The 23,088-nt window shown below is 35.0% G+C and carries 26 protein-coding genes; 21 read left to right on the forward strand and 5 right to left on the reverse strand.

Annotation, left to right across the window (positions count from 1 at the left end; all coding sequences use genetic code 11):
- Positions 1–83 precede the first annotated feature (83 nt).
- From NSS97_RS09790 to NSS97_RS09805, 4 genes are all read left to right on the forward strand, one after another.
- On the forward strand, positions 84–953 hold the full coding sequence (locus NSS97_RS09790) for a LysR family transcriptional regulator (RefSeq protein WP_002012297.1): 870 nt from the start codon (positions 84–86) through the stop codon (positions 951–953).
- 119 nt (positions 954–1,072) lie between these two features.
- Positions 1,073–1,504: an Rrf2 family transcriptional regulator gene (locus tag NSS97_RS09795; protein WP_002064865.1), complete on the forward strand. Its 432-nt coding sequence runs from the start codon at positions 1,073–1,075 to the stop codon at positions 1,502–1,504.
- 103 nt (positions 1,505–1,607) lie between these two features.
- The gene (locus NSS97_RS09800; RefSeq protein WP_107887671.1) at positions 1,608–2,258 is read left to right on the forward strand and encodes a DsbA family oxidoreductase; all 651 of its coding nucleotides are present in this window, start codon (positions 1,608–1,610) and stop codon (positions 2,256–2,258) included.
- A gap of 73 nt (positions 2,259–2,331) precedes the next feature.
- On the forward strand, positions 2,332–2,934 hold the full coding sequence (locus NSS97_RS09805; protein ID WP_002135720.1) for a nitroreductase family protein: 603 nt from the start codon (positions 2,332–2,334) through the stop codon (positions 2,932–2,934).
- A 190-nt stretch (positions 2,935–3,124) separates the two neighbouring features.
- On the opposite strand, the gene NSS97_RS09810 is transcribed toward NSS97_RS09805, so the two are convergent.
- The gene (locus NSS97_RS09810; protein ID WP_002126872.1) at positions 3,125–3,544 is read right to left on the reverse strand and encodes a GNAT family N-acetyltransferase; all 420 of its coding nucleotides are present in this window, start codon (positions 3,542–3,544) and stop codon (positions 3,125–3,127) included.
- 328 nt (positions 3,545–3,872) lie between these two features.
- On the opposite strand from NSS97_RS09810, the gene tnpA reads away from it, so the two are divergent.
- The gene (gene tnpA / locus NSS97_RS09815; RefSeq protein WP_044444549.1) at positions 3,873–4,277 is read left to right on the forward strand and encodes an IS200/IS605 family transposase; all 405 of its coding nucleotides are present in this window, start codon (positions 3,873–3,875) and stop codon (positions 4,275–4,277) included.
- A 128-nt stretch (positions 4,278–4,405) separates the two neighbouring features.
- On the opposite strand, the gene NSS97_RS09820 is transcribed toward tnpA, so the two are convergent.
- The gene (locus tag NSS97_RS09820; protein WP_341112357.1) at positions 4,406–5,599 is read right to left on the reverse strand and encodes an IS110 family transposase; all 1,194 of its coding nucleotides are present in this window, start codon (positions 5,597–5,599) and stop codon (positions 4,406–4,408) included.
- A gap of 296 nt (positions 5,600–5,895) precedes the next feature.
- Between NSS97_RS09820 and NSS97_RS09825 the strand changes: the two genes are divergently transcribed.
- From NSS97_RS09825 to NSS97_RS09835, 3 genes are all read left to right on the forward strand, one after another.
- The gene (locus tag NSS97_RS09825) at positions 5,896–7,251 is read left to right on the forward strand and encodes a transposase (RefSeq protein ID WP_341112359.1); all 1,356 of its coding nucleotides are present in this window, start codon (positions 5,896–5,898) and stop codon (positions 7,249–7,251) included.
- Positions 7,252–7,593: 342 nt separating this feature from the next.
- Entirely contained in the window at positions 7,594–7,728 is a 135-nt protein-coding gene (locus NSS97_RS09830) for a hypothetical protein (RefSeq protein ID WP_002086208.1), read from the forward strand.
- Positions 7,729–8,002: 274 nt separating this feature from the next.
- A complete protein-coding gene (locus NSS97_RS09835; protein ID WP_002031308.1) occupies positions 8,003–9,022 on the forward strand; it encodes an AI-2E family transporter in 1,020 nt (339 codons plus the stop codon).
- Between the two features lie 46 nt (positions 9,023–9,068).
- Here the strand turns inward: NSS97_RS09835 and NSS97_RS09840 are convergent, their stop codons facing one another.
- Together NSS97_RS09840 and NSS97_RS09845 are read right to left on the reverse strand one after the other, a co-directional pair.
- Complete coding sequence (locus NSS97_RS09840; RefSeq protein ID WP_002086206.1) at positions 9,069–9,353, reverse strand: YesK family protein; 285 nt, start codon at positions 9,351–9,353, stop codon at positions 9,069–9,071.
- A 112-nt stretch (positions 9,354–9,465) separates the two neighbouring features.
- Positions 9,466–10,410 (reverse strand): L-lactate dehydrogenase, encoded by a 945-nt coding sequence (locus NSS97_RS09845; protein ID WP_002012312.1) that lies wholly within the window; start codon positions 10,408–10,410, stop codon positions 9,466–9,468.
- Positions 10,411–10,610: 200 nt separating this feature from the next.
- Between NSS97_RS09845 and NSS97_RS09850 the strand changes: the two genes are divergently transcribed.
- From NSS97_RS09850 to NSS97_RS09880, 7 genes are all read left to right on the forward strand, one after another.
- Positions 10,611–12,047 (forward strand): flavin monoamine oxidase family protein, encoded by a 1,437-nt coding sequence (locus tag NSS97_RS09850; protein WP_341112362.1) that lies wholly within the window; start codon positions 10,611–10,613, stop codon positions 12,045–12,047.
- A gap of 117 nt (positions 12,048–12,164) precedes the next feature.
- Positions 12,165–13,082 (forward strand): CobW family GTP-binding protein, encoded by a 918-nt coding sequence (locus NSS97_RS09855; protein WP_170972649.1) that lies wholly within the window; start codon positions 12,165–12,167, stop codon positions 13,080–13,082.
- 298 nt (positions 13,083–13,380) lie between these two features.
- Positions 13,381–14,598, forward strand: coding sequence for an ABC transporter substrate-binding protein (locus tag NSS97_RS09860; protein ID WP_107887917.1), 1,218 nt, complete (start codon positions 13,381–13,383; stop codon positions 14,596–14,598).
- Between the two features lie 90 nt (positions 14,599–14,688).
- On the forward strand, positions 14,689–15,462 hold the full coding sequence (locus NSS97_RS09865; RefSeq protein WP_002135736.1) for an ABC transporter ATP-binding protein: 774 nt from the start codon (positions 14,689–14,691) through the stop codon (positions 15,460–15,462).
- Positions 15,440–16,144: a branched-chain amino acid ABC transporter ATP-binding protein gene (locus tag NSS97_RS09870; protein WP_044444542.1), complete on the forward strand. Its 705-nt coding sequence runs from the start codon at positions 15,440–15,442 to the stop codon at positions 16,142–16,144. The genes NSS97_RS09865 and NSS97_RS09870 overlap by 23 nt, the downstream gene beginning before the upstream one ends.
- A 22-nt stretch (positions 16,145–16,166) precedes the next feature.
- Positions 16,167–17,027 (forward strand): branched-chain amino acid ABC transporter permease, encoded by an 861-nt coding sequence (locus NSS97_RS09875; protein WP_002141340.1) that lies wholly within the window; start codon positions 16,167–16,169, stop codon positions 17,025–17,027.
- Between the two features lie 49 nt (positions 17,028–17,076).
- Complete coding sequence (locus NSS97_RS09880) at positions 17,077–18,030, forward strand: ABC transporter permease subunit (protein WP_107887965.1); 954 nt, start codon at positions 17,077–17,079, stop codon at positions 18,028–18,030.
- Positions 18,031–18,194: 164 nt separating this feature from the next.
- Here the strand turns inward: NSS97_RS09880 and NSS97_RS09885 are convergent, their stop codons facing one another.
- Complete coding sequence (locus NSS97_RS09885; RefSeq protein WP_002031321.1) at positions 18,195–18,983, reverse strand: LysR family transcriptional regulator; 789 nt, start codon at positions 18,981–18,983, stop codon at positions 18,195–18,197.
- Between the two features lie 120 nt (positions 18,984–19,103).
- On the opposite strand from NSS97_RS09885, the gene NSS97_RS09890 reads away from it, so the two are divergent.
- From NSS97_RS09890 to NSS97_RS09915, 6 genes are all read left to right on the forward strand, one after another.
- On the forward strand, positions 19,104–19,661 hold the full coding sequence (locus NSS97_RS09890) for a DUF4865 family protein (protein WP_044444539.1): 558 nt from the start codon (positions 19,104–19,106) through the stop codon (positions 19,659–19,661).
- A 24-nt stretch (positions 19,662–19,685) separates the two neighbouring features.
- The gene (locus NSS97_RS09895) at positions 19,686–20,096 is read left to right on the forward strand and encodes a tautomerase family protein (RefSeq protein WP_044444538.1); all 411 of its coding nucleotides are present in this window, start codon (positions 19,686–19,688) and stop codon (positions 20,094–20,096) included.
- Positions 20,093–20,416 (forward strand): carboxymuconolactone decarboxylase family protein, encoded by a 324-nt coding sequence (locus NSS97_RS09900; protein WP_002135743.1) that lies wholly within the window; start codon positions 20,093–20,095, stop codon positions 20,414–20,416. The genes NSS97_RS09895 and NSS97_RS09900 overlap by 4 nt, the downstream gene beginning before the upstream one ends.
- Before the next feature lie 101 nt (positions 20,417–20,517).
- Positions 20,518–20,961 (forward strand): MarR family winged helix-turn-helix transcriptional regulator, encoded by a 444-nt coding sequence (locus NSS97_RS09905; protein ID WP_044444536.1) that lies wholly within the window; start codon positions 20,518–20,520, stop codon positions 20,959–20,961.
- A 54-nt stretch (positions 20,962–21,015) separates the two neighbouring features.
- Complete coding sequence (locus tag NSS97_RS09910; RefSeq protein WP_107887919.1) at positions 21,016–21,957, forward strand: VOC family protein; 942 nt, start codon at positions 21,016–21,018, stop codon at positions 21,955–21,957.
- A 16-nt stretch (positions 21,958–21,973) separates the two neighbouring features.
- Positions 21,974–23,029 carry an LLM class flavin-dependent oxidoreductase gene (locus NSS97_RS09915; RefSeq protein ID WP_002031331.1) on the forward strand — a complete coding sequence of 352 codons (1,056 nt, stop codon included), beginning with the start codon at positions 21,974–21,976 and terminating at the stop codon, positions 23,027–23,029.
- The last annotated feature ends 59 nt before the right edge of the window (positions 23,030–23,088 follow it).

Here is a 23,088-nt window from a genome sequence, read left to right on the forward strand (position 1 = left end):
GTTGTATTCCATTTCACTATGATATGATATCGACTATGATAAATAAAATGAATCTTTTTTATAAGGAGTATAAGTGATTAGTTATGACCATTACACAACTTCAAGTTTTAATTAAAACGGTTGAATTAGGGAGTTTTACGAAGGCTGCCGGGATGTTAAATATGACACAGCCAGCTGTAAGTCATGCGATTTCAAGCATTGAGTCAGAGTTAGGAGTTACCATTCTTATACGCGATAAACGAAAAGGGCTAATCGTTACGGATGTTGGAAATAGAATTCTTGTACATATTAGAGAAATCTTAAACGGCGTGGAGAAGATTGAACAAGAAGTAGCGATGGAGAAAGGGCACGAAGTTGGGACGATTCGAATTGGGAGTTTTCCGAGTGCTTCTGCACATTTCTTACCCAAAATGATAAATCTTTTTAAGGAGAAGTATCCGAACTTAGAAGTCGTTCTTTGTGAAGGCACGATTAAAGAAGTTGAAGATTGGTTAGTATCGAGGGTTGTTGATATAGGAATTGTTATTTTGCCTAATAAAGATATGGAGATCGTGCCCTTAACGAAGGGGAAAATGGTTGTTGTCTTAAGAGAGGATCATCCTCTTTGTAAGAACGATTCTATTACAATAGGTGATTTAGAGAATGAACCGATCATATTATGTAAGGGTGGGTACGAACCACCCATTATCGATATGTTTAAACAAGCGAACGTACCACTTCGGGCTGAATATATAATTTCCACAGTTACAACAGCTTTAAATATGATTCAAGAAGGATTAGGAATCGCAATTTTGGCTGAGTTATCTTTAACGAGTTTACCAAAGAATATACAAACGAGAGAATTGGAACCACAAGTATGGAGAGAAATTGCTTTAGCTGTTCCTTCATTAAAGGATTCTTCAATCGCTGTGCAGCTATTTATTGAAGAATTTCAAGACTTGTTTGCAGAATAAGAAGAGGTGTCTCATATATTGTAATGGGGCACTTTTTTATTTGCTTTAAAAAATTTGTAAAAAGGATTGACTTATATTCCGGTTGTAACTATAATGATTACATAGAGGTGGTGATCACGATGAAAATTAGTAGCCGCTTTTCTATAGCTGTTCATATTTTATCTATTTTGAAAAACAATCCATCTTCAGTTTGCACTTCAGACTATATGGCCGAGAGTGTAAATACAAATCCGGTAGTCATTCGTAAAATAATGTCTTACTTGAAACAATCTGGATTTGTTTACGTAAATCGCGGACCAGGTGGCGCGGGATTATTAAAGGATTTACATGAAATCACATTGTTAGATGTGTATCATGCAGTGAATGTAGTGGAAGAAGACAAACTATTTCACATTCATGAAAAACCGAATCCAGACTGTCCAATTGGGGCGAATATTCAAGCTGTTTTAGAGGTTATTTTAGTTCAGGCGCAATCTGCGATGGAAGAAGTGTTGAGAAATATTACGATGGGGCAGTTATTTGAATCTTTACAACAAAAAATGAATGCATAATATGATAATTGCAAGTCTCTAAAAGAGAATGCATATTTTTTTCTTAAAATTGTAACTGTTTTGGTTACATCTAAAAATAAAAAGAAGGTAAGGTGTAAAAGATATGACTGTAAAAATGAAAGTATACTCAGATTTTATATGCCCGTTTTGCTTTTTAGCAAAAGGCCCATTAGATGAAGTAGCGAAAGAGAAAGATGTAGAAATCGAATGGATGCCATTTGAATTGCGTCCAAGTCCATATTCTAAAATAGATCCTTGGAACGAGCCAGATAAGTTAGGTTCATGGGATTCTTTCATTCTTCCTACTGCAAAAAAATTAGGGGTTGAAATGCGTCTGCCCCGCGTTTCTCCGCATCCATATACACATTTAGCTTTTGAAGGGTGCCAATTCGCGAAAGAGCGTGGACTTGGAAATGAGTATCATCACCGCGTATTTACTGCGTTTTTCCAAGAAGAGCAAAACATTGAAGATATTGATGTATTAACGAAATTAGCGGTAGAAGTAGGGCTTCCTGAAGCAGAATTTAAAGATGCTTTAGTAACTCGTAAATATAAAGAACAACATCAAGAAGCAATTCAACATGCATATGATGAAGCAAATATTATGGCTGTTCCAACTGTCATGATTGGTGATGAAGTCATTCAAGGGCTTGCTAGTAAAGAAACGTTAGAAAGAGTAATTGATAAAGAAATCGAAAAGGATAAAACAAATTCATTTGAAGGTATGCAATGTAAGACGGATGGATATTGCTAATTCGTCTTGCATGAAAGACTCAAGTTGATTTGTTTAAATAAAAATAATAAAACATATATTTGGAGGAATTAAAATGTCAGCAACTACAACAAATTTAAAAGAAGCAATCGTGAACCGTCGTTCAATTCGTAAAGTAACAAAAAACGCTACAATTACAAAAGAAAGAATTGAAGAAGTTTTAAAAACAGCTTTACACGCACCAACTTCTTTCAATATGCAAAGTGGCCGTATGGTTGTATTAATGGATGGAGAGCATGAAAAGTTTTGGGATATCGTAAAAGAAACGCTTAGATCACGCGTGCCAGCAGAAAATTTTGAAGCAACAGTAGAAAGACTAAAAGGCTTCCATGCAGGTGTAGGAACAGTTCTATTCTTTGAAGATCAAGCAACAGTAGAAAAAATGCAAGAAAATGCACCATTGTATAAAGATCAGTTCCCATTCTGGTCTCATCAAGGAAATGCAATGCTACAACATACTGTATGGATGCTATTATCGGCTGAAGGAATTGGAGCGTCATTACAACATTACAATCCAATCGTAGATGCTGAAGTGAAAGCAACTTGGAACATTCCAGCAGAGTGGAGCTTAGTAGGACAAATGCCATTTGGTGAGCCAAATGAACAACCAGGGGAAAGAACATTCTTACCTACTGAAGATGTAGTGAAATTTTATTAAAAAATACAATTCAAAATCAAAATTAAAAAAAGTTAGATAAATGAAAGGACAGTAGATAGTATATATACTATCTACTGTCCTTTCTTATTTAATATTCACACCCAATCGTGGAAGATCTTATTTAAGATAAGCATTACTGTGAGAACAATTTCTTCAATATTGATGACGTATAATTAAAAATCTATTATGTTTATTTTTTTGAAATGACAGTAAACATCCCCGTCATGTTTGGTGAGTAATCTTTAAAATCATATTTTTCATAGAAAGATTCTTTACCTTGTGATGCAAACAAACCGACAAATGCCTTATCAGGGGCATTCTGATTTAAGTATTCAACCAAAATATGCATGATTTCTTTCCCGATTCCATTTTTCTGATAATCTGGATGGACTACTATATCTTGAATATAGAAATAGATAGCCCCATCACCAACAATTCTCCCCATACCCACAATTTGTTCATTATCCTTGACTGTGATGCAGTGAACAGAATTCTTCAGTGAAGTTTCCACCACTTCAAAATTCATATAATTAGTCCATCCCACAGACTCGCACAAATATTTGTACTCTTCCAATGTTGGAATGTTATTTTTAAACTCATATTTTTTCAAAATGTATCCTCCAAGTCCTCAAATTCAACAAGTATAATAAATTCGACATTTTTTTATCTATTCCTCTTACGCAACTAAACTTCCGTTAGCTATTGAACATAGTCTATTTAATTTAGTACAGCTTATGTGTGTTAATTTATCCTTTTCGGCAAGAAGAATCCATCTGATTTGTGTTACGGGTGAAACCCAACAATTCAGGTGGAGATGAATTGCCGTCAGAAGGTAGGCTGAACTCTTTTGTTTCGTTCATAACAATTTTTTAAAGAGCGAATATTTGTTTCTTTTGCGTCTTGCGATATAATTAGTCGTAGATAAGGAGACAATATATATGACAACGAAATTAGATAATAATAATCATTCAGTGTTCTTACTCTACTATCATTTAGTTTTGGTTATTAAATACCGTAAAAAAGTGATGAACGATGAAATTTCAGATTATCTGAAAGAGCACTTCATTCGGTTGCTTGAGCCAAAAGGAATTACTGTAGAAGAATGGAATCACGATGAAGACCATGTTCACGTTTTGTTCCGTTCAGTTCCAAACATTGATTTGTCAAAAGCGATTAACAGTTACAAAAGTGTTAGTTCTCGTTTCGTGAAACGAGATTTTCCTAAGATAAAACATGATCTATGGAAAGAAATGTTTTGGTCTCGAAGTTATTGTCTTTTAACAACGGGCGGTGCACCTATAGGTTCTATCCGTAAGTACATTGAATCACAAGGAATGAACTGATTTTAATGAACCCCCTGAGAAAGACCAACTATGAAATGTCAAGCGTGAAATACAATATAAATGAAGAGTGTTTACCCTAAAAAAGGGTAACTTAAATAAACCTTGAGAAGTCTCAAAAAATAAAAAAGTTATCTCTGGCAGGGGAATGGAGGAATTTTATAGGGTTTATTACTCTTTAGAATGGCATAGACAATATAACACAACTTCCTAGCTACAGCTCCTATACAAACATAATAGTGTTTTCCTTGATTTCGTTTCTTTTCATAAAAAGCTTTTAATACAGGATCATGTTTATAAGCAGTAATAGCCGCTTGAAATAATGCTCTACGTAGATGGGAGGAGCCACGTTTGGACATAGACATACCAGTTGATTCGTATTGACCTGATTGAGAAATAGTGGCATCAATACCGGCATAAGCCACAAGTTTAGAAGGTTTGTCAAAGCGGTCTATATCCCCAATCTCGCTTAATATGGTGGCACCTAATATAGGACCAATACCCGGAATAGTAGTGATTGGTGTATCTAAGTCACTTAATAGTTGAGACATTTGATTCTCACATTCTCTCAACTGAGTTTCAATAAAGCGGATTTGCTCCATCAACATTTTTAATTGGAATGAGAAAGCATCTTTACAAAAGGTGACACCAAATGAGTTTGAGGCTAATTCCATCAGTTGATTGGCTGTTTTTTTTCCAAGTCGGCAACGACTTGCTTGCTCAATTATTAGTGTCAAATCATCAATAGACAGTCTTTCATAATCGCTAGGAGATGTATATTCAATTAGGAGCTGTGAAGACGTTTTGCCAAAGACATTAGAGAAAATACTTTGATATTCTGGAAAGGTTTGATCTAACACGACAAGCGCCTTGCGTTTTAAATCACTTATATTACGTACAAGAGAATTACGAAACCGGCTTAGTTGTTTTAAAGCGAACATTTTCTCGTCTACGAGTGGAGTTTCAAGGGAGCGGCCAAATCGTATGACATCGGCAATCATAGTGGCGTCAATGGCATCTGTTTTTCTCTTTCTAATTTCTGTTCCCTTTCGCCATGCATTGGTTTGGAGTGGGTTCAGTACAATCACAGAAAAACCATGATCTAGTAGAAAAGAATAGACAGCTATCCAATAGTGACCGGTAGCCTCCATCCCGATTGACAGTTCTGTCGGAGAACTAATGTATCGGTAAAGCCAAGTTAATAAAGCTTGTCCACCTTCTTTATGATTGTGGAAAGGAAATGGCTTGGTAATAGGTTTCCCAGTGGAATCAATGATGGAAGCATAGTGCTTGTGTTTGGCAATATCAATACCTAAGTAGAACATAGTATACACCCCTATTTTGATGATTTTTAGATAGTGTTATCCTCCCCTGAACTAATAAGCGCTACTACCTCGTAAGAGATACGAAGAATGACCAATGGTCATCAACATCCAACTCATTCGTAAACTACTTATTAGACAGAGGTACCAATCTTTCAATCGAATACAAGGATTCAAGGTGGTGATCGGCAACACTCTATCTACAAATATAAGTATCTCATAAAGCTGGATACTCTTGGGTTTATAGGTGAATCCCATTCCTAAAAAACCTAACTTAATCATACGAGGTGGTGAAAACAATGGGTAGAAAGAAAGCAGTAAAAGTATTACGTAAACAAAAGAAAAGAGAAAACATGCAACGCTTCACTCAGAAACAGAATATCGGACGAGCTTGCCTTACTGCGAAAGAATTTCGTCTACTGCAACGCATGTCACATAGTTCAAAAGCGTTGCGAAATGTTGGATTGTACACGATTAAACAAAGTTATCTGAATAATAACAAGATGGCTACTGTAAAAGAAGTGGACACTGCCATGCAAGCCGATATGAACTACTCGGGCGTCCAATCAAACTCTGTTCAAGCGATTCGTAGAGCCTTATTTACAGAAGTAAAAAGCTTTTTTAAAGCATGGGAACAGTGGAAGAAAAAACCGGAAACATTCACAGGCCGTCCTAGGTTTCCGAATTATTCTGGTTCAACGGACAAACGAATCATTGAAATCTATCAAGTTCCAAAAGTGGATGATAACGGGTATTGGATGATTCCGATGAATGTGGCATTCAGAAAAAAATTCGGTTCCATTAAAATACGTATGCCTAAAAACGTAAGAAATAAAAAAATCTCCTACATTGAGATTGTACCGAAGCAAAAAGGTCGGTTCTTTGAGGTGCATTACACATATGAAATGCACGTTTCTCAAATGAAGAAGCAATCCACGACTACTAGTAACGCTTTGAGTTGCGATTTAGGTGTAGACAGATTAGTAAGTTGCGCAACAAATACAGGTGACACATTTTTAATTGATGGAAAAAAACTTAAATCCATTAACCAGTACTTCAACAAAATGATACGTAATCTGCAACTGAAAAATGTGGAAAATGGACTTTCAAAACGAGTTGTAACGAACAAAATGGCTGCACTTTGGCATAAACGAGAAAGACAAATAAATGGTTACATTTCACAAACTGTAGGTTTTTTGTTCAAAAAAGTGAAAGCATTCAGTATAGATACGGTTGTCGTAGGGTATAACACTGGTTGGAAACAAAAATCTGATATGGGAAAAAAGAATAACCAAAAATTTGTTCAAATCCCATTTCATAAACTGATTGCAGCAATTGAGAATAAATGTGTAAAAGAAGGCATCCGATTTTTGAAACAAGAAGAAAGCTATACTTCAAAAGCTAGTTTTCTTGACAAAGATAGGGTTCCAGTTTGGTCTAAGGAAGACAGGACGCATTATCGCTTTAGTGGCAAACGAATCACTCGTGGAATGTATCAAAGTAAATCAGGGAAATGTATTCACGCTGATATTAATGGTACGTTGAATACATTGCAAAAATCAAAAGTTGTAGAATTGGATGACAATCTCAAAGTAAAAACGCCGATTCTATTAAAAGTGCAAAAACGTAAGGCTGTTGCTTTGTGCATAGCTTAGTGGGTGCGTCAACCATCCATGTGTACTCGACTTGTCGGGGCTTGTAGCACACGCCGGATTCATCTGAGTGGTGGCTTCTTCTATAAGGAAGAACTGCTCTTTTTCGAAAGGGTGGTGCAAGTGGGGAAACGATTGTTCGTTTCTAGTACCAACCAAAAACATACTTGGGGTGTTACTGTAAGGTGGCATGAATTCTAGAGCGTCAAACTGTCTAGCGATAGACGAAAAGACCTAGCGTTCTAACTCAAGCCCCCACTGAAACGCTTCATCTCAGTGGGGGTAGTTGACAAGAGTTTAGGGAAGAAATATAAGAAATGATCTGGTGAAAAAGGAAGTGGAAATATGAGTGATGAGAAAAAATATACAGTGGTAGGTACTGATGTCGAGGAAGTAAAGCGTTTAAACAAAAATTCAGGGTTAACGTATAACCAAGTGAAGGAATTGTTAGCGAAGCAAATGCAAAAAAGAAATAATTAAGCTTTTCATTTAGCATTTTTCTAGAGAGGGTTAAGTAATAGATAACTCTCTTTTTTCGATATGAAAAATCTACTAAGGAGCAACAATCTAAAAATAGATGATCTCCTAAAATATAGAGTTGATAAAGTAGTTTTTAGAAAAGTATTAGATGAAAAATCCGACATTAGAAAAGAAAAAAAGGATTCTTCCTAATTAGTAAGAAAGATTGTCTATAGAAGTTCATAAAATGTAATATATCCAATTTCCATCCATTGAAGGGGGAGGTTAATTCTTAATGAATGAAGTGAAAAATTTCTTTCGAAGCAGAGGGTTTCAACGGTTTCTCGTTTTAATAATATTAGTGCTTGTATTGTATGGATTAAAAAGTATGATTAATTTAATATTAATTACGTTTATTCTCACGTTTTTGATGGATCGATTTCAAAAGTTTATTTCAAAAAAATTGAAAGTAAATAGGAAAGTGGTTATTGCTGGTTTATATATTGTGTTAGTGACGTTTATTGTAACTACACTATATAAATATTTGCCTGTACTAACGATACAAATTTCACAATTAATTTATCAATTTAAATTGTTTTTTCAAAATCCACCTGATAACGAGATAATTAAATATGCACTTTCGACAATTAATGGAATGGAAGTATCGAAATATATCGAACAAGGTGTAGATGTCATTTATCAATCGATAGCAAACATAGGAAAAGTCAGTTTACAAATACTACTTTCTCTTATTTTAAGCTTATTTTTCCTATTAGAAAAAGAACGCATTATAGCATTTACTTCGAAATTTAAAGATAGTAAGCTGAAAATTTTTTATGAGGAGATTGCATATTTCGGTGAAAGGTTTGCAAGATCGTTCGGAAAAGTGATTGAAGCACAGTTTTTAATTGCGGTTGTAAATTGTGTACTCACTGTAATTGCACTTGTCATTTTAGGATTTCCACAGCTTCTTGTATTGGCTGTCATGGTCTTTCTACTCGGTTTGATTCCGGTTGCTGGTGTTATTATTTCCTTGTTTCCACTTTGTATCATTGCCTATAACGTCGGCGGGGTTGTGTATGTTGTTTACATACTAGTGTTCATTACAGTAATCCACGCTCTTGAAAGTTATTTATTAAATCCAAAATTTATGTCTGCAAAAACGAATTTACCTGTTTTTTATACATTTATGATTCTTATCTTTTCAGAGCATTTCCTCGGAATATGGGGGCTTATTATTGGGATTCCAATCTTTATCTTTTTATTAGATGTACTTGATGTAAATAATGATGAACCGATTAAAGATAATAAGTGATAGAAAATGACCGATGTTTTCTCTTGATGAAAACATCGGTCATTTATTATTTTTTCTTTGGAGGAGGTAGTTTAATGAAGGTATTTGCAATTAAAGCTATAATAACAGCAGCAAAAATAAAGACTGCGATTACACTAACTCCCATACCTGCCCATCCTCCTACAAGGAAGATACTTATCGGTATTGCTAACAAGCTTAAAATAATTAGAATCAATCCGAGATTCTTATCATATTTTTTAGTTGGAAATAGCGTTCTGATGATTAAGAAGAGGAAAAGTATTAAGGATGCTACAGCTAGCAAGAGGATTGCAATCGTCAAAGAATCATTCATGAAATCACCCCTTTTTATAGATAATATTACCGTTTAAATTGAGGGGGAACTATAAAAATATAAAAAAGCAATCCAATATAAATCGGATTGCTTTTTTGATTGAAAAATATGATTAAAGAACAGGAGCCATTGTTTCTTTCAACACTTGAACAGAGTGATCGAATTTTAATTCTTCCTCTTCACTTAGTTCAACTTCTAAAATTTCACGAACACCGCCGCGGTTTAAAACAGCAGGTACGCCGATATAAACATCTTGTTGGCCGTATTGACCTTCAAGATATGCTGATACAGTTAATACGCTGTTTTCATTGCTTAAGATTGCTTTCGTAACACGTAAAAGTGACATGCCGATGCCGTAGTATGTAGCACCTTTTCGTTCAATAATGTGATAAGCTGCATCACGAACGTTTACGAAAATATCATCTAAATCTTTTTGGTTATATGTGTTGTCTTTTTCAAGAAGCGTTTGTAGTTTTTGAATACCAATTGATACGTGACTCCACACCGGAAGTTCTGTATCACCATGCTCTCCGATAATATAAGCGTGAATGTTATGAGGTCCAATATCGAAGTACTCACCTAACATATAGCGGAAACGAGCAGAATCAAGAGTTGTACCAGAACCGATTACGCGTTCTTTCGGTAATCCAGATTCTTTCCAAGTTACGTAAGTTAAAATATCTACAGGGTTTGTTGCGATTAAGAAGATACCGTCAAAGCCGCTATCCATAATGCTACGAACAATTTGCTTGAAAATTTTAGCGTTTTTCTCAACTAAATCTAAACGTGTTTCACCTGGCTTTTGTGGCAATCCAGCTGTAATTACAACAAGATCTGCGTCTTTACAATCTTCATAACTACCTTTCCAAACTTTTGTTGGAGCTGGTGCGAAAGGAACGGCATGGCTTAAGTCCATTGCTTCTCCTTCAGCTTTTGCTTCATTTACATCAACTAAAACAAATTCTTCAGCTACAGCTTGGTTAATCATGCAGTAAGCATAACTACACCCAACTGCTCCTGTTCCTACTAATACAACACGGTTAATACCTTTTTTCATTTCAAAATTCCTCGCAATTTCATTAATTTTATTATGTAAGATAATACGTCTTACTTCTATAGTTTCATATCTATTTTATTACATTTTATAAAATATATTCAAGTAATTGAAAATGTATCCGCTCAATTACTTGAATGAAACATAGGAATCCTGTTAAATGAATATAATTCAGTAAAATCCTTCATAAAAGGGGAATTGGCATGGGGAATCCATTATCGATGGAAGAAATGCTTAAAATTATTCATGAAGGGCTTGCCAAAACAAATAACCCCAAACGGATTACAATTGCCGGTGCAGGGATGTCTGGATTAGTTGCAGCATCTTTATTAAAAGAGGCTGGACACGAGGTAACGATTATAGAAGCGAATAACAGAATAGGTGGCAGGGTGTATACGATTCGTGAACCATTTAGCGCAGGGTTATATTTTAACGCAGGCCCTATGCGTATTCCGGATACTCATGATTTAACTTTAGCCTACATTCATAAATTTAAACTACCGTTAAACCTTTTTATTAATAAAACTTCTTCAGATATAATTTATACGAATAACAAAAGAACGAGATTGGATGTGTTTGAAAAGGATCCAAGTGTACTTGGATATCCAGTTTTAGATAAAGAAAGAGGGAAAACAGCAGAAGGGTTAATGTTAGGGGTATTGGAACCGATACTTAATTATATTAAGAAAGATCCGGATAAAAACTGGATTATTGTTGAAAAAAAGTATAAAACATATTCGCTCGGTTCATTTTTAACCGAGTATTATTCAGATGGGGCAATAGATATGATCGGAGTACTTCTTGATATGGAAGCATACATGGGAATGTCTTTAATTGAAGTATTACGCGAAATGATCTTTTTCACTTCAACGACGAAATATTATGAGATAACGGGCGGAATGGATAAATTACCAAATTCATTTTTACCAGAGCTAAAGGATAATATTTTTATGCCGTATAAAGTAGAAAAAATTATACAGGAAGATAATAAAGTAATGATGCAAGTAACACATGAACAAACGTTAAATTCATTTATAGTAACTGGTGACATCGCTATTGTCACAATTCCATTTTCAGCTTTGCGATTTTTAGAAGTTCAGCCATATCATTTATTCTCTTATTATAAAAGGCGGGCAATTCGTGAATTAAATTATATTGCTTCAACTAAAATTGCGATAGAGTTTAAAAGTAGATTTTGGGAAAGAGCAGGACAATATGGTGGTAAGTCAATTACAGATTTACCTATCCGCTTTACATATTATCCGAGCTACGGCATTCATACACCAGGGGCGGCTATCGTTTTAGTGAGTTATACGTGGGCAGATGAGGCGTTAACGTGGGATAGTCTCTCGAATAGAGCAAGTATTCGTTATGCGTTGAAAAATTTAGCGCAAATATATGGAAATGTGGTTTATAGTGAGTATGTTGCGGGAGAATCTTTTAGCTGGAGTCAAAATCCGTATTCTTGCGGAGCATTTACAGCTTTTGAACCAGGGCAAGAGCTTGAATTGTTTCCATATATTACGCCGCCAGCGGGTAGAGTGCACTTTGCAGGAGAACATACGACATTAACACATGGATGGATGCAAGGGGCAATCGAGTCTGGAATTAGAGTTGCTCATGAAGTGAATGGAAAATGAAACGATAATCTAGCAGTTTTGTTTACAAATAGGTATTCTTTTAATAAAATGATAAATATAAATCGTAATAATTACGCTTTGAAGAAATTTGAAGTAGAGAAATGGATGGTCGGTCGAATGAGTAAAGTAGAAATTCATATATTAGGTGGTTTTTTAGGTAGCGGAAAATCAACATTGCTGCAAAATTTATTATTAGCAGAAAAGAAGAAAAATCGAAAAGTTGCAGTTTTGATGAATGAAATCGGTGAATACTCGGTAGATACAGATATTATTGGAAAAGAGAATGTGTTAAGGGAACTTCTGAAAGGATGTATTTGTTGTACGTTAAAAGAAGAGCTTGAAATTCAATTACATTCTTTATATCAACAAGAAAGACCAGATGTAATTTATATAGAAACAACAGGTGTCGCACATCCAATTGAAGTGTTAGATGCATGTGTATCACCAATTTTAGCTCCTTTCCTTGAAGTGAAATCTATAGTAGTCGTATTAGATGCAGTAAGATGGTTAAACCGAAGTATATTAAGTGCAAATGTACAACAGCTATTACATGAGCAAATGAAATATGGAAGTCATATTCTTATTAATAAATCAGATTTATTAACAGATTCAGATAAGAACAAAGTACTTGAAGACGTAAAAGCAATAAATAATCATGCGAAATTGTTTGAAACAAAGTATTGTAATATATCTTTAAAAGATATAGAAGAAGCTGAATTTGTGAGAGATGGAGAACATGAGACACTACATGTCAAACAGCATTTACATATACAAACGATGACGTATCAATTTACGAAATCGATTGATCAAGATAAATTATACGAATGGCTTTCGAATTTACCAGATAGTATTTATCGCGTAAAAGGATTTGTGAAATTCCATGGAGATAAATACCCGCATCTATTCCAATATTCGTTCGGGGTACCGACTTTACTGGAACAAGACTTCGGTTTCCCGACAAACTTGGTAGTAATAGGGGAAGGATTAGATAAGAAGCAATTGGTTGAGGGGTTAGAGAAAGTCGAAAATAATTAATCGGTTTTTCTAATCATTTTTTTAGGTAAGCTGCAAATAATTGACTTAATGAATTAAGTTAATTATTTGCAGCTTTTTGCGTGATGATTACTGTAATGAAACAGTAATTTCATTTGAACAACGGAATATATATTGATTGTATGTCCGTTTCCATTTAATAGGAAGGTGATTATAGATTTGTGCCGAATGTAGAGGTTACTACAAGAGTTTTCCATTACCAATTTTAAAGTCATGATTACGGACAGGGGAATTTGGCGTGTTTGATTCTATCAGAAAGTAAAGTATGGGGAGGATCACAATGTCGATGAAAAAACGTAAATGGCTAAGAACGGTGGTTACTGGTTGTGTTTTAGGGTCATTATTAGTAACAGTAGCTTGTTCGGGAAAGAAGACAAGTACAGAAGATGAAAAAACGATTAAGGTAGGGGTTCTTGCTTCGTTAACAGGTCCATTAGAATCGTATGGAAAACAAACAGTGAACGGGTTTGAATTAGGGTTAGATTATGCAACTGGTGGAACTGGGAAAGTGGAAGGGAAGAAGATTAAGTTTGTTGTAGAAGATACGGAAACGAAAGCCGATGTAGCGGTTAAGAAAGCTACGAAATTATTAGAAGAAGAGAAAGTTGATTTTTTAGTCGGATCATCTAGTTCAAGTGATACATTAGCAGTTTTACCACTAGCTGAAGAGTATAAAAAGATTATGGTTGTAGAACCAGCAGTTGCTGATAGTATTACCGGGAAGAACTGGAATAAATATATTTTTAGAACAGGTAGAAACTCTTCGCAAGATGCGATTGCTGGGGCTGCCTCAATTGCTAAAAAAGATGTAAAGATTGCGACGTTTGCTCCAGATAATGCTTTCGGTCGTGAAGGAATTACAGCATTTAAAGCGGGAGCAAAGAAATTAGGTGCGAATATTGTAAACGAGCAATACGCGGATACGAATTCAACTGATTTCACTGCAAATATTCAAAATATTATTAGCTCAAAACCAGATTATTTATTTATCGTTTGGGCAGGTGCGAATTCACCATGGAAACAGTTGAAAGATATGAATGTGGAAGCGCAGGGTATTAAAATTTCTACTGGTGCACCTGATATACCAGCATTAAAAACGATGGATGCGCTAATAGGGATGCAAGGGTTTTCTGTTTATTATCACTCACTTCCAAAGAATAAGGTGAACGATTGGCTAGTAGAAGAACATAAAAAACGTTTTAATGGTGCTGTTCCAGATCTGTTTACAGCAGGAGGAATGTCAGCGGCAATTTCTATCGTCGAATCTTTAAAGAAAACGAAGGGCGATACAGATGTAGATACACTTATTAAGAAAATGGAAGGGATGGAATTTGAGACACCGAAAGGAAAGATGAAATTTAGAGAGAAGGATCATCAAGCATTACAAACTCTATATTCTATAACGCTGAAAAAGCAAGATGGTGTTGATTATCCAGTACCAGTGTTAGAGAGAGAATTAACGATGAAAGAGACAGAACCATCAATTCAGAATAAATAGACTGAATTTTCTGTTGTTTTTGTATAAAGAGGGAATACCCTCTTTATACTTGTTTCTTTCATAAACATGGCTTTCAGTGGGAGGGATTTTATGACACATTTGTTAGAGACGAAAAATCTTTGTGTATCTTTTGGGGATCATCATGTTATTAAGGATGTTAATTTAACGGTGCAAAAAGGAAAGCTCATTTCAATAATTGGACCGAATGGTGCTGGAAAGACAACACTATTCAATTTATTAAGTGGGCAAATTTCTCCGACGAAAGGTGAAGTTTATTTTAAAGGACAGGATATTACAAAATTATCAATTTCAGATCGAACGCGCTTGGGGATTGGTCGTTCTTTTCAGCTGACAAATATTTTTCCAGAGCTAACAGTACTTGAAAATGTGCGTCTAAGTGTTCAATCGTTTGTTCAGGATTATTACAGTTTCTTTCCGAATGCAGCCAAGTTAAAGCAGCAAACTGGAGAAGCGAGACGTCTTTTGAAGACAGTACTCCTTCACGAGAAAGGGGACGTATTAGCTAAGGATTTAGCTCACGGAGAAAAAAGAAAGTTAGAGCTTGCTATGTTATTAGCATTAAAAACGGATGTATTACTACTAGATGAGCCGACAGCAGGTATTTCTGTTGAGGAAGTTCCGGCTATATTACAAGTAATCGAAAATATTAAAAAGAATCCAGAGAGCACAATCGTACTTATCGAACACAAAATGGATATGGTGCTAGATTTATCAGATCATCTTATCGTTTTATTTCATGGGGAGTTATTGGCTGAAGGATTGCCGGAAGAAATGATGAAAGACGAGCGAGTACAAAGTGCTTATTTAGGGGGATTATATAGTGGCACTACTACAAGTGAATAATATAGAGACGTATTTAGATCAGTTTCATATTTTACAAGGGGTGTCCCTTTCGGTTGAGAAGGGAACGATTACAGTATTGTTTGGAAGAAATGGAGCTGGAAAAACAACAACATTACGCTCGGTTATGGGGTTTCACCGGATAGCAAATGGAGAAGTTTATTATGATAACACAAAAGTAAATGGGTTATCTACACATTTAATTTCAAGAAAAGGTATAGGTTATGTACCAGAAAATCAAGGTATTTTTCATGATTTAACAGTAGAAGAGACATTCTCACTTGCTAGGGGGAAAAATGGGGAAGAATCTGAAGAGAAAATAGATTGGATGCTCGAACTATTTCCCGATTTAAAGCAGTTTTGGAATAAGAAAAGTGGGCTCTTAAGCGGGGGACAAAAGCAGATGTTGGCTATTTCAAGAGCATTTATTAATAGTGATGGACTATTGCTTATTGATGAGCCGAGTAAAGGGCTGTCTCCAATTATGATAGAAAAATTAATGGTAGCTATTTTGAAAATGAAGGAAAAAACGACTGTTTTACTTGTTGAACAAAATTTTATGATGGCTAGTCAAATCGGTGATTATTTTTACATTATGGATAATGGGCGCATTGTGCATAACGGTTTCATGGAGGAACTGCGAGAGGATAAGGAAACATGTCATAAATATTTAGGTATTTCTTAACATTGATACGGGGGGATAGAACGTGGATGTGCTAATTAACTTATTTGTAAACGGCGTTTCGACAGGGATGCTTATTTTTTTATTAGCGTCTGGTCTATCACTTATTTTCGGTTTAATGAGCGTACTAAATTTTGCGCATGGCGGTTTATTTGCATGGGGAGCATTTACAGGCGTTTGGTTATTTAATATGACAGATAGTTATTTATTAGCGCTAATTGGCGCAGTCGCTATGGGTATGTTTCTTGGTTTCATTTTAGAAAGATTTCTTATTAGACCAGTGTATGGAAACCATGTTCGGCAGCTTCTCGTTACACTCGGAGGAATGCTCGTTCTTAGCGAGTGCATCAAAATATTTTGGGGTCCTAATCCAATCGCTGCAAAATTACCGTTATGGCTTCAAGGCAGTTTTACATTTGGAGGAGTTATCTTAATAAAATATCGCCTATTCGTTATTTTAGTTGGGATACTAATTTACATCGCTTTACTATTGCTGCTGAAAAAAACAAAGATAGGACTTATGATTCGCGCTGGTGTAATGGATAAAGAGATGGTTCAAGCTCTCGGGATTAACGTAAAAGCGATATTCTCGTTTGTTTTTTTATTAGGAGCAGGGATGGCGGCGTTAGGTGGCTTTCTACTAGCACCGTATTCAGGAGTTATTTTTGCTGAGATGGGTATGCAGTATGCAATTTTAGCCTTTATAGTAGTTATCATTGGAGGATTAGGTAGCGTTCAAGGTTCAGCGCTAGCATCTTTAATTGTCGGATTAGCCGGTGCTTTTACAGCGTATTTTTTGCCGGATTTATCACTTGCAATTAATATGTTAATGTTACTATTTTTCTTAATAGTGAAGCCAACGGGCCTTGTTGGTGAAAAGGGGTGAAACGGTGAACAGCACATCAAATCGAATTAAAGTATACTTCGGAGTTTTTATGCTCATTTGTTTAAGTGTATTTCCATTCGTAAATGATTCACGGAGCTTGTTAATTTTGTTCACTCAAATCTTCATCTTTGCTATTTTCGCTATGAGTTTTGATGTTCTCCTTGGATATACGGGTATTGTTTCATTCGGTCATTGTATGTTCTTTGGAATAGGGGCGTATGGTGTGGCACTCTTATTTGATCGGCAAGGGGTGTCTATAATGAACTTTTTTATAGGAATAGCAGCCGCAATTATTGTATCAGCCATCGTTAGTTATATAATTGGTATGCTTTCATTACGTTTGAAAAGTCATTTTTATGCAATGTTAACGCTCGCTATTTCCCAGCTGTTTTTTGTACTTGCTGAAAAATGGCGTTCACTGACTCATGGAGGAGATGGATTTACATTTCGTGTACCAGATATATTCCGTGATCGTTTTACATTTTATTATATAACATTTATATGTCTAATCGTCATTTTCATCTTGTTACGTCTTTTCACAAAGTCTTCAATTGGAAAAGTATTAAAGGCCATTTCACAAAATGAACAACGCGTTGAAGCACTTGGATATAAAGTTCTTCATTATAAAATTATTGCTAGTATTGTTGCGGGGGTAGTTGCTACGATTAGCGGTGGTTTATTTGTTATCACTTTACGCTTTGTTAATACAACTGTATTTTCAATTGAAATGACATTAAATGCATTATTGATGACAATGATTGGTGGCGTTGGAACGTTAATTGGAGCAATCGCGGGAGCCGGTATTATTGAATCACTAAAATATTATTTATCAGAACTAGCCACAGAGTATCCGATTTTTGAACGATGGACGATTATTCTTGGTTTATTATACATTATCGTGCTTCTAGTTTTTCCGAAAGGGTTAGTTGGAACAGTTAAGAAGTTGAAGAATTTTAAAAGAGGTAAGAAGGAGAAGAGCACAGGGGTGGAGCAGAACGTGTAAAATAAGTCTTCAAGATAAAAAGGGATGTCCTAGTAGTTAAACATATTAACTAGGTAACATCCCTTTTTATTTTATTAAGCCGTACGATAGTATATGAAGTTATATTAGCGATTCGAAAAGGGATATCTATTTACCCGTAAAATAAGACAAGTGTAGCCTCTTTATTAATTAAATAGTTCACCTGGAATCACTTTATCTAAGTCTCGAGTTGTAAAGAAGTTAATGGGTAGTTTTTCAACCGCGACATTTTCAACTGGAACTAATTTATCATTTCTAATCGGTAAAAAAGCTATCCCATTTCCCTCAACAATAAACTCTTCAATAAGCGAATAAGAATCTAACTGTTGAAGTTGATGCTGAGATAGATTGTTTTCTTTTAGAAATTGTATTGTCATATTTCTAAAAGGGCACTTTTTATCGTTACTAACAAAGAAAAGTTCTTTTGAAAAGTCAATGTTACACTGTTCTTTCGCTTTTAATAAGCCTACAGAAATTGAAGTGGTGAATACTTTTTTAAACGCTGCGTCGGGATAATCCTCATAAGTTATGACCATATCAACTTTTTGTTGCTGTAGTAGTTTTTGTAAATGGCTACTACTTTCTATATATATTTGATAATTCCTGAAATTTTCTTTAATACGCATACTTAAATAATTAGTCAAAATAGATTGTGACGTCGCTATTACATAAGAAGAAGCACTTGTTTTAATTTCATCTTTCGCTTCTTCTAAAAGAGCTAATATTTTATTCGTGTAGTCTAATAAAATGTCACCAGAAGGTAACAGGGAAACACCTTTGTTATCTCTATGTAGTAAAGGTGTTTCTAATTCTTGTTCTAATTTTTTGATTCGCTCAGTTACATTTGGTTGTACATAGCCTAGCTCTTTAGCAGCTTTACTAATAGAACCTTCGTTAGCTACAGTTTTAAATATGATAAGATCATTTATTTCCATTCATTTCAGCCCCTTATACGGTATCATTATAAATGATATCAAACATAATTTATACCTATTTTACGTCAGCCGATCGTCGGTTTATCATTATGTATATAAGATCGAAAGGGAGTGATGAACATGATTGGTATGCAATATAAGGTCATTTTGCCAAAAGATTATGATATGGGGACTATTAGAGCAAGGGTGAAAAAGAATGGTTATAAAACGGATGGTTTTCAAGGGTTGAATTTTAAGGCTTATTTAATTGCTGAGGCAGGTAAGGATGGGGATTTCCATAATTGTTATGCACCTTTATATATTTGGAATGGTCATGAAGGGATGAATAAATTTATCTTTGAAGGGTATTACGATAATATTTTGCAATCGTTTGGGTGGCAACGAATAAATATAGGTGTTCCATTAGTTGTTAATTTAAGTAATGATTTTAGAAAAAGTAGATATGCTGTTGAATATGCAGGGAGTATTTCTCAAAGTAAATCGCTGATTGGGACGCAATTAAATAAAAATGTGCAAAACATAGAAAAATGTTTAGGAAATGTAATAGTTTATAATCCGGATAAGTGGGGATATAGCCAATTCAGTTTTTATAAGGAAAAGCCTGAAATAGATGTAATGGACGATGTTACTATTTATGAGATTTTACATATTTCACGAGGATATGTTGTTGAATGCTAAATTAAGAAAAAGGAATGAAAATCTATGCCTTTTGTGAACGTTTATTATCATGAAGATATATTAAATAAAGAAGAATTGAAAAAGATAGGTGAATGTATCCATCTTTCATTAATCGAACATTTTAACATTCCTGAAAATGATTATTTTCAAATATTTTTACCTTATCAACAAAATCAATTTTTGTATAATCCATATTATTTGTTGGAAAGAGGAGAAATGAGAACTGAGAATATGATTCATGTTTCTATTACATGTGGACCTGGAAGAACAGTGCAACAGAAAAAAGGATTGTATCAATCTATATCCTTTGAAATTTCAGCATGTTCTAATGTGAAAGTTACTGACATTTTTATTACATTACATGAGACAGCTGCTGAAAACTGGTCATTTGGTCAAGGGATGGCACAATTGGTAAAAATGAAGGGAGCAAAATGATGAATGAACCAATTGAATTCTATATTCCAAAGAAAATGAGAGAAGTAGCACCTGTATTTTCTCATTATAGTGAAGAGATATTATTTGAGGAAGTGTGGCGGGATGCCGCTTTAACATTAAGAGAAAGAAGCTTATGTACATTGTCGGCACTAATCAGTCTTGGTAATACAGAACAATTATCATTTCATCTGAAGCTAGCTAAACAAAATGGGATAATGGAGAATGAATTAGTTGCATTAATAACACATATGGCTTTTTACGTTGGTTGGCCAAAAGCTGTGGCAGCTTTAAATATAGCAATGAATGAAATGGAAAGTTAAGAATAATGATTTTGGGAGGTATTTTTAACATATTTCTACTTGCATTACTATCACTTGAGTGGTAAAGTGATAATAAGATCAACGCTAGGAAGTGATGAAACATGCGTGAAAATACGATAGGATCGTTAATATGGTTACGCCTAATACGATTTACGAACCAAAGTAATCAAATGTCAAATGAGTTTTTAAAACGTTTTGATTTAACAACAGCTCAATTTGATGTGCTTTTGCAAATACGGACTTATCAGCCATTAACACAAATGGAGTTAGCCGAAAAAGTTACTGTGACGCAAGGTGGTATTTCTAGAATGTTAACACGCCTTGAAAAAGAAGAGTATATAGTACGTAAACAAGATTGGAAAACGAAAATGATTAGCCTTACTGAAAAGGGTGAAGCAGTGTTAGAAAGAGCATTGCCAGAGCAACTTGCATTTCAATCATCATTTTTTGATGATGTATTAGATGAGGAAGAACAGAAAATACTATACGCGTTAATGACAAAAGTTCATAAGTATAGTGAAAAAAAAGAATTACCAGCTGAGTAATTTTTTTTACGCCATCAATTGACTAATCAAGTGATAATTAGAGGAGGAAATATTATGTATACAATTCCAGGGCATCACCACATTTCTATGGTGACTAAAAATGCGAAAACGAATAATAATTTTTATCGAGATGTTTTAGGATTACGCCGGGTGAAAAAGACAGTCAATCAAGATAATCCATTTATGTATCATTTGTTTTATGGTGATTTAACAGGGAGTGCCGGAACTGAATTATCATTTTTTGAAATGCCGAATGTAGGTAGAACAATCCGTGGTACAAATGCAATAACACAAATAGGCTTGCTCGTACCTTCAATAGAAAGTCTTACATTTTGGAAGAGACGTTTTGAGTCACTCCAGGTGGCGCATGGGGAAATTACAACTTACGCCGGAAGAGACGCACTGCACTTTGAAGATCCAGATGGTCTACGGTTAGTGCTGTTAAATAATAAAGATGAAGAGGTGCCTGAATATTGGACTGCATGGGATGAATCTTCTGTAGAGCAGAATCATCGTATTTTAGGCATGGGAACAGTTGAAATGACAGTGCGCAGTTTAAATAAATTATCAAAAATATTAACAGGTTTGTTTAGTTATAAAGAAGTATCTCGTTCAGACGATGAGGGGATTTATCAATCTATTGATGGTCAATCTTTTGGAGAAATTTTGGTGAAACAGCAAGAGGGAGAGAGTGAAAGACCTGGAAAAGGAAGTATTCATCATTTAGCTATTCGCGTAAAAAATGATGAAGAACTGAGTTATTGGAATGAAGCGGTGAAAGATAAAGGGTTCCAATCAACAGGGATTATCGATCGCTTTTATTTTAAAAGTTTATATTTCCGTGAGTCAAATGGCATTTTATTTGAGATTGCGACGGATGGACCAGGATTTACAGTAGATTCAGCAGTTGAAGAATTAGGAAAAGAGCTGGATTTACCACCATTTTTAGAAGAGAGAAGAAAAGAGATAGAAGAGAAATTAATACCACTTAATTAAAAGGGAGAGAGCAACTATGGAAAAATACCGTATTGATACAAGTAAGGGAATTGAATTTGGATTATATTCAATTGGAGATCATATTTTAAATCCGCATGATGGTTCGAAAATAAGTGCAGAAAAAAGAATTCATGAACTAATTGAAACAGCTAAGTTAGCAGATGAAGCTGGAATTGATGTGTTTGCTGTCGGTGAAAGTCATCAAGCGCATTTTACAACGCAAGCTCATACAGTTATTTTAGGAGCTATTGCACAAGCTACGAAAAATATTAAAATCGCGAGTTCTGCAACAGTATTAAGCACGTCAGATCCGGTTCGTGTATATGAGGATTTTGCCACAATTGATTTAATTTCTAATGGTCGTGCTGAAATCGTTGCTGGTCGTGGATCTCGTATTGGGGGATATAGTTTACTTGGTTACGATGTAAATTATTATGAAGAACTATTTGAAGAGAAGATGGATCTTTTATTAAAAATAAATAAAGAAGAAAGTGTAACATGGAAAGGGCAGTTTAGAACGCCACTTGAACATGCGGCAATTATACCGAGAGCTAAAAATAACAATATGCCAATTTGGCGTGCTGTTGGAGGGCCACCTGCTAGTGCAATTAAGGCAGGACGCGCAGGTGTACCAATGATGCTTACGACACTTGGTGGCCCAGCTGTTAATTTTAAAGTTTCGGTTGATGCATATCGTGAAGCAGCTGAGCAAAGTGGTTTTGATCCAGCAACATTACCAATTGCGACAACAAGTTTATTTTATACAGCAGAAAATTCACAAGATGCACTTAGTGAATATTATCCTCATATTAATGCTGGTATGCTTGCGCTACGCGGTGGTGGGTATCCAAAACAACAATTTACTAACGCAGTAGATCACCGTGATGCGTTAATGATTGGTAGCCCGCAACAAATTATTGAAAAAATGCTTTATCAATATGAATTATTTGGACAGCAACGTTTTATGGCACAGATTGATTTTGGCGGTGTACCATTTGATAAGATTGAGAAAAACATTGAATTAATTGCTACTGAAATTATGCCGGCTGTTAGAAAATATACAACGAAATAAATAAAAAAGTACCGGGAATATAATCTATTCTCGGTACTTTTTTATTTAGTCAGTTTGAA

The sequence above is a fragment of the Bacillus sp. FSL R12-0074 genome (assembly GCF_038005725.1).
Taxonomy (GTDB): Bacteria; Bacillota; Bacilli; order Bacillales; family Bacillaceae_G; genus Bacillus_A; species Bacillus_A mycoides.